An 11,503-nucleotide genomic window follows, 5' to 3' on the forward strand; every position below is an offset into this window, starting at 1 on the left:
GCGCCTGATAAATCGGGACAGTGCCGATGGGCACGGGTGAGTTGCGGAGAATCCATTCGCGCGTGGCGTGGATGTTCTTGCCGGTGGAGAGGTCCCTGACGGTGTCCGCGCCCCACTTGGTGGCCCAGCGCATCTTCTCGACTTCCTCTTCGATGCTCGACGCCACGGCGCTGTTGCCTATGTTGGCGTTGATCTTCACGAGGAAGTTGCGCCCGATGATCATCGGCTCGGATTCGGGGTGATTGATGTTGGCCGGGATGATGGCGCGGCCGGCAGCGACTTCGTCGCGCACGAATTCGGGGGTGATCTGCGCGGGAATGCGCTGGGGAAATTTGCGGAAGACGGAGGGCGTGTAGGGATTTACGATTTCCGAATTACGATTTACGAGTTGGCTGCTGCCCGCATGCTGCTTGGCGAGATCGTTGCGCTTCGTGTCGACGCGTAAATCGTAAATCGTAAATCGTAAATCGGCCCGGCCCATGTTCTCGCGGATGGCGATGAATTCCATCTAGGGCGTGATGATGCCGGCGCGGGCGTAGGCGAGCTGGGTGACGACCTTGCCCGCCTTCGCGCGGAGCGGCTTGCGACGCTGGCCTAACAAGCCGGGGAATTCCACGAGCCGATTCTTCTCTGCCTTGCTGGCGAACTCCGCGTGCTTCCCAGAGAGATAGCCGTTGTCCATCGGCTTCACTTCGCGACCATCGATCTCCTCCACGTCGCCGCGCTTGAGAATCCAGTCGCGGCGCAACGCGGGCAGGCCCTGCTCGGACGTGCCGGTGAAGGCGGGATCGCCCCACGGACCGGAGCAATCATACACGCGCACGGGTTCATTCGTTTCGACCGTGCCGGTGTAAGACTTGGTCGGCGTGAGTTCGATCTCGCGCATCGGCACGCGGATATCAGGATAAATCGTGCCTTCAACAAGAATCTTTTTGCTGTTGGGCAATTGTTCGCTGCTATGCGGTTCAAACGAATCTTTGGTCGCGATCATAGGACTATCTTTCAGTAGCCGATGGTCGAGGTCGAATCCCGAGACATCGGCAGTCCAGGAAGCTTGGTGAAGTGAACGTCCCTTCGCCAGCATTACCTGGAGCAGGTTCAACGGGTCTGCCGCGCTCCCGCACAGCACTCTCAGCCTTTGTCTCCCGCGACTGCGGAAGGCCGGTTGGCTCCCCTTACACGGTTGAAAATAGATTCGTAATACCAAAGCGTCAAGGAAACGAAATGGTATTATTGGAGCAAGGTATGGCGCAAAATCTGGTAGGCGACATTGAAGTAAATGATTATTCCGGTGACATCAACCAACGTCGCAACAAACGGAGCGGAGGATGCCGCCGGGTCGAATCCCAAGCGGCGAAGGACAAACGGCAACATCGAGCCAACGACGCTGCCCCACAAAACCACACCCACCAGGCTGATGGATACCGTGAAAGCCACGAGCGCGTAGTGCTCGGTGTAAAGCGTTTCCTTGTGCGGCCATAGGAAAATACGAATCAGAACAATCGTGGCGAGCACGGCGCCCAGCGCTACTCCAGCAAGCAGTTCGCGCCGTAACACCCGCCACCAATCGCGGAGGTCAACATCACGCACCGCCATAGCCCGAATGATCAGAGAAGTAGCTTGCGAACCCGAGTTGCCACCGCTCGAAAGAATTAACGGCAGAAAAAGCGCCAGCACCGCCGCTTTGGCGATTTCACCTTCGAAGTAGCCCATCGCCGTAGCGGTGAACATTTCGCTGACAAACAAAATGGACAGCCAGCCGGCGCGCTTCTTGATCATCGAGAGCAGACCGATCTTGAGATACGGCGCGTCGAGCGCTTCCATACCGCCGAGCTTTTGGATGTCCTCGGTGGCCTCCTTTTCCGCCAGATCCAGCACGTCATCGACAGTGACGACGCCTACCAAAACATCTTTCACATCCATCACGGGGAGAATCGTAACGTCGTATTTCTTAAACGCCGCAATGGCGGTTTCCTGGTCATCGGTGGCGCGTAGAGCAATGTTGCGGTTTTCAAGAAGCTCCACCACCGGCGTTGACGGTTCGGCCACCACCAGATTGCGCAGGCGCACCCAGTCCACCAGTTTTCCCTTTTCGTCCACGACATAGAGTTGATTGAGCGATTCGCGCCTCCGCCCTTCCCGGCGCAAGTGGGCCAGGACTTCTTCCACCGTCCAGGTTTTCTTGATGGCGACATACTCCGGCGTCATCCGGCGGCCGATGGAGTCCTTGGGATAGCCGAGCAGATCAGCGGCGATCTTCCGTTCTTCCGGCGAAAGCAGATTCAAAAGTTTCTGCGTTGCCGCGGCCGGCAATTCTTCGAGCAGCGCAGTGCGGTCGTCCGGCGAAAGGTCGTTTAAGATTTGCGCCACTTGCTCGTTGCCCAATGCATGAACGAGTTGTTCCTGATCCTCCAGGCTCAGATACTCGAAAACGTCCGCCGCAAGCTCATGTGGCAAGATGCGGAGCAGGACGGCCTCTTCATCCGGTTTGAGGTCAGTGAAAATCTCAGCGAGGTCCGGCGGCTTAAACCCGCAGAGGATCTCGCGGAGTTGATTGAAATTCCGTTGTCGAATCAACTCGGCAAGTTCCGGCTGGAGCAGGTTGCCAATCATACCGCTGCCGATTAAAGCCGCAGTTGAACTCGGATGCCAAGAATCAAAAAAGCCGTTCCGCATCACACGGAACGGCGTTGTTAAGCCGCGGCAGATTTGCTATCCTGTCCCGGCTTCGAAAGATTTACCGCAACCACAGCTTTGGCGCGCGTTGGGGTTGGAGATCTTGAAACCACCGCCGGTCAACGCGTCGGAAAAGTCGATCACGGTGCCGCGCAGATAATTGGCGCTGAAGGGATCAACCAGCACGGAGACGCCGTGAAAAGCACTGACCAGGTCGTCGGCCCGCGGTTCGTCGAACACCATTCCGTATTGCATGCCGGAGCAGCCGCCGTCCTCCACGTAAACCCGGAGAGATTTGCCGGCGTTTTCCGGTTGCTCCTGCAACATCTCTTTCACGTGGCTGGCCGCGCCTTCCGTCAGACTGACAGCGGATTCATTTGAGGTCACGGTTTCCATTGCAAGGAAAATTAACAGTCGAGGTTGCCGGTGTCAATCTGAGCAGTAAACAAATTTTACTTTTTTTGGAGCTGAAAATGTTCCTCGGCTTTTTTAATTTTAATTTCCAGCGCGGTCCGCATCGGTGGCAATAGATCCAGCATGCGCTGGTAGAGCTTCACAGCCTGTTCCCATTGCTTCGCTGCCTCGGCAAGATTACCGGCGGCGAGACCGGCCTGCTTGAGCCAATAAAGATCGGGCTTTTCTTCTCCGCGCAGATTATGTCCGTAAACCACGTTGAGATAGCGGTTCAGCGCGAGTTCCAACAGTTGCTCCCGTTCCGCATCAGATTTAAGAGCTGCCTGCTTTTCGAACACCATCGCCAGCTTCACTTCCGCCTGACTGCGCACTGTGGCGTCGGCATACGCGTTGGTCAATACCTGCTGAAAGTAGCTGGCGGCCAGATCGTAGCGCTTGGGATCATCCGCCCCGAGTTGGAAACAGCACTCGCCAATCTGGCCCAGCGCCAGAGCCGCCAGGTTGGTTGGAAAATCCTGCACCACACGTTTGTAAGCATTGATTGCTTGGGTGAAATCATCCGGCGATTTCACCTGGTCAGTCTTGAACTTCTCAAAAATCGTGTCTCCCAGTTTCAGATACGCGTCGGCCAGCAGTTCCGGTGGGCTGTTGGTTTTTTCCACCAGAACATTGATCAACTTGGAAAAATAGGCGCTCGCTTCGGAATAATTCTGGCGGGCAAAGGCCGCCTTTCCCGCGAGCATGCGCGCCCGAAAGATCAACTCCGAGGGCGGCCATTTCTGGTTTTGGTACAAGAGCTGGGCATTATTCTCCGCATTTACGAAATCGCCGGCATTGAAGTAATGGTCAGCGACCCAATACTGGGCGAGCGGGGCGAGATCATTTGTTGGAAAGCGGGCGACAAAACCGGTGAACAGCGTCAGCGCATTGGTTTCGTTGCCGGCCTTGTAATTTGCGCTGGCGCGGGAATACTCCGCGCCCGCGCGCGCTGCGTGATTGGTGAATTCGGTCAGCCAGGCGTCATATCGGCTGATCGCCGCGGGCCAGTTGCCTTCCTGTTCGTAAGTACGCGCAATCGCCAGCTCCACTTCTGGCAGAAGGGACGAATGGGGAATCAGTTTCTCAATTTGGGAAAACAACTCGCGCGCTTTGGCGGGATCACCCTGGCTGTTTAAAGTCTGACCGACCAACAACAATCCGCGATCAACGTAAAAACTGGCCGGATACTCGGTGAGGATTCTCGTCAGCGCATTGGTCGCACCGATCAGATTGGTGGTCGCCAGACTGGCCCGCAACAGTTGGTAAAGCGCCGGTTCGAACAAATTGGTTTTGACCTGTGGCAGCGAGGTATATCGGTCGATGATCAAATTGTAGTTGGTTGCGGCGCCGGCAAAATCTTTAATCTCGAATTGAGCGTCCGCCAGTTTGAAGCGAGCGACGGCCTGATCGTAGGACGCGGGCAATTTTTCAACCGCACTTTGGAACGCCGCCTTGCTTTCCGGCACCTTGCCTTCCTCCCACAAACACCAACCGCGATCCAACTGTGCTTTGCCAAAAAACTCGCTGTTGGTGAAAACCGTGACGAGCCGGTCGAAGTGCGAGTGCGCCTGCTGGAGCAGATTGGTGCTGGTGGCGCGCAGTCCGGGGTCTCCGGACTTCGCGTCGCGCTCCCGCAACGAGCCGTACTCCTTGAGGCGCAACTCGCCAAGAGTCAGCAGGGCCATGTCTGACAGGGCATCGTTGGGATATTGATTCAAAAATTTTTCCAACCGGCTGATTGTGTCCGCGATCTTATTTTGCGCCAGTGACAACTCGACGACTTTCAAGAGGGCCTGTCGGCGCCGTTCAACTGGGAATTCCGGCGCTATGTTTTGATCATAAACTGCCACGGCTTCCGCCAACCTGTTCATGCCCTCTAAAGTCTCCGCGTGAAATGCCACACTCTCCGCCTGCAAAACCGGCTGTCCAGAAGCCGTGGCGAGGGCCACCAGATTGGTAGTGCTGGCCAGCGATTCCGCCGTCCGCCCAGCCGCCCGTTGGATGCGGCACAGCAAGAATTGCCTGCGCCAGTCGAGGGTCGGGTTCATTTTGATTTTAGAAAGTGGTTGAACCGTTTCCTCGGCGGACTTGAATTCCTTTAGCGCCAGCAGCGCCTCACTCAGCAGCAAATCACCGCGCACCACGGATTCGCTGTCCGGCCTGGCCTTGGCCGCCTGCTGAAAGACGCCATTGGTCTGGCGCAGCCGGTTGGTGACCCCGGACCAGTCCTTCAAATTAAAACGCGCCGCGGCTTCACCGATGCTTGCCTCCAGACGATTTGTCGAAGCAGGAAAATCATTGACCACTTTGGCGAAAGCATCGGCGGCGGCCTGATAATTCCCACTTTCGAACGACGCCTGCGCCAACCAGTAATGATATTGGTCGGCCCAGGCGCCCGCTTTGCCCAGATTCGCGGCCAGCAGGTCGATGACGCCAGTGTAGAGCTTGAGTTTGAAACGAGCCTCGCCCTGTAACAAGATGGCTTCCGGCTTGCGCTCGGAGTTTGGGAATTGGATCGCGAACTCGCCAAACTGTTTTTCCGCCCGATCCCACCAGTGACCATCAAACGACTTGGCGGCGTCATCAAACGCATGTTTTTCCGCCTGACTCGCGGCAGACAACGGCGCTTCCGCCAAAGCGAGCGTCAACAAAATCGCAATCAACCTGAGCATGGCCACGCGACAAACGTAGGCACAACGAACCGGAAACGGAAGAGTGAAATTGGAAAATGATGCGCTGGTGGAGAGTGTTCATCCTTCGAACCACAAACCTAGATTTCGACAACCACATTCGGCCGCGACAAGAGGACGCGGCTCAAGTACCGGCCGGTGTAGCTCTCAGCGCATTCGGCAACTTTGTCCGGCGTTCCTTGGGCGACAATTCTCCCGCCACCATCGCCGCCCTCCGGTCCAAGGTCGATGACCCAATCGGCGGTTTTGATCACGTCGAGGTTGTGTTCAATGACTAAAAGCGTGTTGCCGGCAGCACGCAGCTTAAAGAGCACTTCGAGCAGCTTCGCCACGTCGTGGAAATGCAATCCGGTCGTCGGTTCGTCCAGAATGTAAAGTGTATGGCCCGTCGCTCGGCGGCTCAATTCGGCGGCGAGTTTGATGCGCTGCGCCTCCCCACCGCTCAACGTGGTCGCGGATTGGCCCAAGCCGATGTAGCCCAATCCGACCTCGGCCAGCGTCAGGCAAATCTCATGAATCTGCGGCACGGCACGGAAGAAATTGACCGCTTCATCGACCGTCATCGCCAGCACATCGGCGATGTTCATCCCCTTGTAAGTGATTTCGAGCGTCTCGCGATTGTATCGCCGACCATTGCATGACTCGCACGTGACATAGACTGGCGGCAGGAAATGCATTTCAATTTTGATCAACCCGTCGCCCTGGCATTTTTCACAGCGACCGCCTTTGACATTGAAACTGAAGCGCCCCGCGCCATAGCCGCGGATTTTTGCGCCGGGCAACCGCGCGAACAGATCGCGTATGTGATTGAACATGCCGGTGTAAGTGGCCGGGTTGCTGCGCGGCGTGCGGCCAATGGGGGTCTGGTCGATCACGATGACCTTGTCGAGGTTTTCAAACCCGCGCAATTCGCGATGCGACCCAGGACGTTCCTTCGAGCCGTGGAACTTCCGAAACAGCGCGCGGCGCAGGATATCATCCACCAAAGTGCTTTTTCCCGAACCGCTGACACCGGTGACACACGTCAGCACGCCGAGCGGGACGCGAACATCGATGTCCTTCAGATTATTTTCGCGCGCGCCGAGAACCTCCAGCCAGCCGCGGTCGGCGGACGGTTTGATTCGTTTTTTAGGAACCGGAATCGACAATTCTCCGGTCAGATATTGGGCCGTGAGCGAATGCGGGTTGGCCAGAACTTCGTCCGGCGTTCCGGCGGCTACGACTTCGCCGCCGCGCACGCCCGCGCCCGGACCGAGGTCGAGCAGATAATCGGCGCGGCGGATCGTTTCCTCGTCGTGCTCCACCACCAACACCGTATTGCCGAGGTCGCGCAAACCCTCCAGCGTCGCCAGCAACCGTTCATTGTCGCGCTGATGGAGGCCGATGCTCGGCTCGTCCAGAATGTAGAGCACGCCGACCAGCCCCGCGCCGATCTGGGTCGCCAGCCGGATGCGTTGCGCCTCACCGCCGCTCAACGTGCCGCTTTCACGGTTGAGCGTCAGATAACCGAGCCCAACGTTTTTCAGGAAACCAAGTCGCGCCCGAATCTCCTTGATGATGTCGCCGGCGATTGTTTGTTGAAACTCGGAGAGCCGAAGCGTGGAGAAAAATTCATCAGCCTTCTCGACGGAGAGGGAGCAGACGTCCATGACTGAGAGTCCCGGTATGCGGAATTTTTTCGATGGTTGTGATTCGCGCTCGCCCTCACCCCGGCCCTCTCCCCCGGGGAGAGGGTGAATCGCGCTCCGTCTCTCGGCGTTTCGAGACGTACCAGATTCGGTGACAGGCTGGGATAGATTCTCCCTCTCCCCGGGGGAGAGGGCCAGGGTGAGGGGAACGTTTGTGTCTCCCAAAGTGACCGCGAGTATTTCCGGCTTCAGCCGCCGCCCGTTGCACGCGTCACAAAAGCGCGGGTTCATGAACGCCTTCAACCGGTTCCTGGTGAACTCGCTTTCACTCTCTTGATAAAGGCGCTCTAGATTGGGAACCACGCCTTCGAACGGACGCGTGATTTTGCTCATCTTGCCGGCGCGCCAGAAATGGAACTCGATCTCCGTTTCGCCCGATCCTCGCATCAACACCTGCTGAAATTCCTCCGATAAATGTTTGTAAGGTGTTTCAACACTCTGCTGATAGTGCTGGCAGATGGCGCGCAACATCGCCTTGTGGTAGGTGATCATCCGTTTCCCGCCGCGTCGCCATGGGAGAATCGCGCCCTGCTCCAGCGATTTCTCCGGGTCGGGCACGACCAGACTCTCGTCGAAGACCATCTTCTGTCCGAGCCCGTGGCAAACCGGACACGCGCCGGCGGGCGCATTGAAAGAAAAATGTTTCGGCGTCAGCGGCTCGTAACTTTTGCCGGTGGCGGGCGAATACGTGCGGTTCGAGTGTAGGGTTTCGAGCCATTGAGAGGAGTCCGTAGTCCGTGGTCCGTAGTCCGTGGCATTTGCGGCGGGCGCGGCTGCTCTTGCTACTGACTTCGAGCTAATGACTGGTAGCTCGTGCAACGTCCGCATCACGCCCTCACCCCATTTCAACGCCGTCTCCACCGAATCGCTCAACCGCACCCGGATCTTTTCGTCAATCACCAGGCGATCCACGACGACTTCGATCGTGTGCTTCTGTTTGGGGTCCAGTTTGATCCGCACGTTGGCGGCCAGCTCCATCAACTCTCCATCAATCCGCGCGCGGACAAAGCCATCGTGCGCCAGTCGCTCCACCACGTCGCGAAACTCGCCCTTCTGTTCGCGCACCACCGGAGCGAGCAGCATCACCTTGGTTTTCGGCGGCAACGCGAGGATTCTATCCACGATGTCGCTGGTGGTTTGCGCCACGATGGGCGCGCCGGTGTCCGGACAATGAGCCTGGCCGACGTGCGCGTAAAGCAGCCGTAGGTAATCATAAATTTCGGTGGTCGTGGCGATGATGGAACGCGGACTGGTGCCGGAACTGCGTTGTTCGATGGCGATGGCGGGAGAAAGTCCTTCAATGTAATCCACATCCGGCTTATGCATCTGGTCGAGAAACTGGCGGGCGTAGGCAGAGAGCGACTCGACGTATTTGCGCTGTCCCTCGGCGTAAATCGTGTCAAAGGCCAGCGACGATTTGCCCGACCCGCTCAAGCCGGTGATGACCACGAGTTTGTCGCGCGGGATGGAGAGCGTGAGGTTTTTAAGGTTATGCTCACGCGCCCCGCCGATCTTGATGAAATCTTTTGCCATGAGTTCCGGGTTTCTCGAATTAAACAATCGACAAGCTTAGGAAAAAACCGGGAGCGTGGAAAGCAAAGAAGTCAGGAAGGCAAACCCGCAAACCCGGTACCGCTTGAAGGCGGGAGTTCAAACCTTCCGGCGTGCGCGGATTCTTGCAGGTTCGCAGGTTTGACTTCAGCTACCCGGACGCGGCGGGCCGCTGTAAGGTGCGGCCACCCGGCGTGAGCTGCTGCGTGATTCATCGGATGTGAGCGCCCGGTTCTGCGTCTTCGGCGCTTCGATGAAGCCGTAATACCGGCCCATCCAGTAATCCTCGAGCCAGCCAATGGGCGGCGTTACCGATCTGTCACCACCGCCGCCATCAAGCTGTATGGCCGGACGACTGCCCCACTTCGCGCCCGACTCCCGCGGCGAAATGGCGCGCGTGCCGCCGCCGTAGGGTACGTAGCCGCGTTGCGGTGCCAGGTCGCTGCGGTGGGAGTTGTGGTAGCTGTGGTTCACCAGGTCCAGCGACCACTCCCGCAGATGTTGCACAGCCTGGGGCGCATCGCAATCGTTGCCGGTGAGCGCACCATAGATGAAATTAAAGAACGGCAACTGTTGCATCCGCTGGACCTCCCAACTCCGTTCGATGCTGCGCAGGTAAATTGAACGCAACTCCGGGTCCTTCGCGTAGCGGAGCAGCGGATGGTAGCAACGAAAGGCGAGTTCGTCGTCCCACGGCACCACTTGCTCGGGTGGGAAGGTCAGCTTCTGCCGCACCGTGTAGGTGTGATAACGCCACTTCAGGAGTTGCTCGAGTCCTTGCTGAAACTTCGCATCACCGGTCAAGGCGTAAGCCGTGTGCATGTAGGTCTGGGCTTCCATGCCGTTCAGTCCGCGCGACTCGAAACCGTAGGGACGTTGCAGATATTCCGGGTCCCACCGGCCCCAACGGGTCGGCTTGCCGTCCATGTCGCGCAACACCCAGCCGTTGTCGATGATGTGCGATGAAATGTTCGCGATGTGCCTGGCGGCGCGTTCCTTCTCCGGCCCTTTCGCCGCCAGATCGTGGAAGAGGGAGACGGCATACATGTGACCATTCACTTCGTCGCTGGAGGTGTCGCCTTTCCAGAACCACAAACCGTCCGAGGTGGGATACCATTTGGCCGGCAAGCCGCCTGAGCCGCGCGTCGAGCGCTGTCCCTTGTCGCCCTTGACTGACCAGATGGCGCGTGCGATGAAACCCGGCTTGGGCGTGATGTCATCCAGCCACACCATTGCCTTGAACGCTTCGACCGCTTCTTGCCGCGCTTTCTCGTCGCCAGTGGCGGCGTACTTGAACGTCATCGCGGCGAGGTAGTGGGCGGTGTGCCCGCCATCGTTGTCGCTGATCTCGCGCAACCAGCCGTCGCCGTCGCCCGCCCAGTAAAGCAGGTGAATGAAACCGAGTCGCTTGAAACCCCACTCATTCAACTCGCGTTCGAAGTAAGCCGCTTTCTTGAGCAGTGTGTAGGGTTCATAACGAATGATGCCCAGCCCGCCGTCGGTTGCGATGCAAACCAACCGTTCATCCACAGCGATGTCGCGCACGTTGTCACCGGGCAGCCAGTTGTGAGCGCCAAAGTAATGAAATTCGTCGCCAACCTTGCGGATGGCGCCGCGCGTGGTGCCGATCCACAAATCACCGTCGAAGCCGGCGGCAAGACAGGTCGTGTCTTCATACGGGAGACCATCCGGGCCGCGCAACGTCGTCATGGCCATGCCGCGCACGACTGCGAGACCGCGATCCGTGGCGACGTAAAGGCGGCTGCCTTGCGCGAGCATGTCGCGCGTGACCGGCGACGGCAACGCGCCCCAGTCGATTGGGTCGGGTACGAAGATTTTTCCGTCGAGCAGCGAAACCCCGCCCGAACCCAGTAGATAAAGCGTCCCGCTGTAGGAAGCGACGCGTTCCACTGGCCCGATTTGCACCGGGTCGGCGAGCACCTGGCTGAAATCTTCCATCACGACGGTGCTGTCACTGGACAAGTAGCCGCCCGCCGGCTTGATGTTGACGAAGCCGTGGTTCTCGAATCGGAAAAGATCGTCACGCGTCGCGCCATAGACCTGACCGAGGTGCACGCAGAAGTCGGTGAACGGTTGCGTGGCGACGTGCTTCCAGTTGTTTTCCGCGAAGCGATATACGCCGTCCTCGGTCGCGGCCCAGAGCGCGCCGTCGAGCGAACGCAATCGTCGAACGCCTTTCGGTGCGCCAGCCGAATCCTGAAATACTCCCTTTTGCAGTGTCTTGACCGAACCGCCAATAACGGCATGGACTATTTTGTCGTGGATCGCAACCGAAGTGACTGGTTGCGTCGTCGTGATTTTCTCGCCCACTTCCTGAAGGTACGCTTCGTCCGCGACTGGTTTCCACAAAGGACGTCCGTTCGTATTGACCCCCGTGCCTGCGGCGGCCGATAAACTGACGCACACGGCGGCGAGCCACCAGCG

At 58.2% G+C, this 11,503-nt stretch carries 4 protein-coding genes, 3 pseudogenes and 1 riboswitch; all 7 genes and pseudogenes read right to left on the reverse strand.

The window, feature by feature from the left end; genetic code table 11:
• Window positions 1-991 (reverse strand): annotated as a pseudogene (locus HY298_15635) (phosphomethylpyrimidine synthase ThiC).
• 59 nt (window positions 992-1,050) lie between these two features.
• Window positions 1,051-1,186, reverse strand: a riboswitch (TPP riboswitch).
• 44 nt (window positions 1,187-1,230) lie between these two features.
• A complete protein-coding gene (gene mgtE / locus HY298_15640) occupies window positions 1,231-2,613 on the reverse strand; it encodes a magnesium transporter (GenBank protein MBI3851689.1) in 1,383 nt (460 codons plus the stop codon).
• Window positions 2,614-2,712: 99 nt separating this feature from the next.
• Window positions 2,713-3,072 (reverse strand): iron-sulfur cluster assembly accessory protein, encoded by a 360-nt coding sequence (locus HY298_15645; GenBank protein MBI3851690.1) that lies wholly within the window; start codon window positions 3,070-3,072, stop codon window positions 2,713-2,715.
• A 56-nt stretch (window positions 3,073-3,128) separates the two neighbouring features.
• Window positions 3,129-5,801 carry a tetratricopeptide repeat protein gene (locus HY298_15650; protein ID MBI3851691.1) on the reverse strand — a complete coding sequence of 891 codons (2,673 nt, stop codon included), beginning with the start codon at window positions 5,799-5,801 and terminating at the stop codon, window positions 3,129-3,131.
• A 98-nt stretch (window positions 5,802-5,899) separates the two neighbouring features.
• A pseudogene (gene uvrA, locus HY298_15655) lies at window positions 5,900-7,510 on the reverse strand (excinuclease ABC subunit UvrA).
• Between the two features lie 153 nt (window positions 7,511-7,663).
• Window positions 7,664-9,040, reverse strand: a pseudogene (locus HY298_15660) (excinuclease ABC subunit UvrA).
• A gap of 165 nt (window positions 9,041-9,205) precedes the next feature.
• Window positions 9,206-11,428, reverse strand: a complete 2,223-nt coding sequence (locus tag HY298_15665) for a hypothetical protein (protein MBI3851692.1) — start codon at window positions 11,426-11,428, stop codon at window positions 9,206-9,208.
• Window positions 11,429-11,503 lie beyond the last annotated feature (75 nt).

It is taken from the genome of Verrucomicrobiota bacterium (assembly GCA_016200005.1).
Taxonomy (GTDB): Bacteria; Verrucomicrobiota; Verrucomicrobiia; order Limisphaerales; family PALSA-1396; genus PALSA-1396.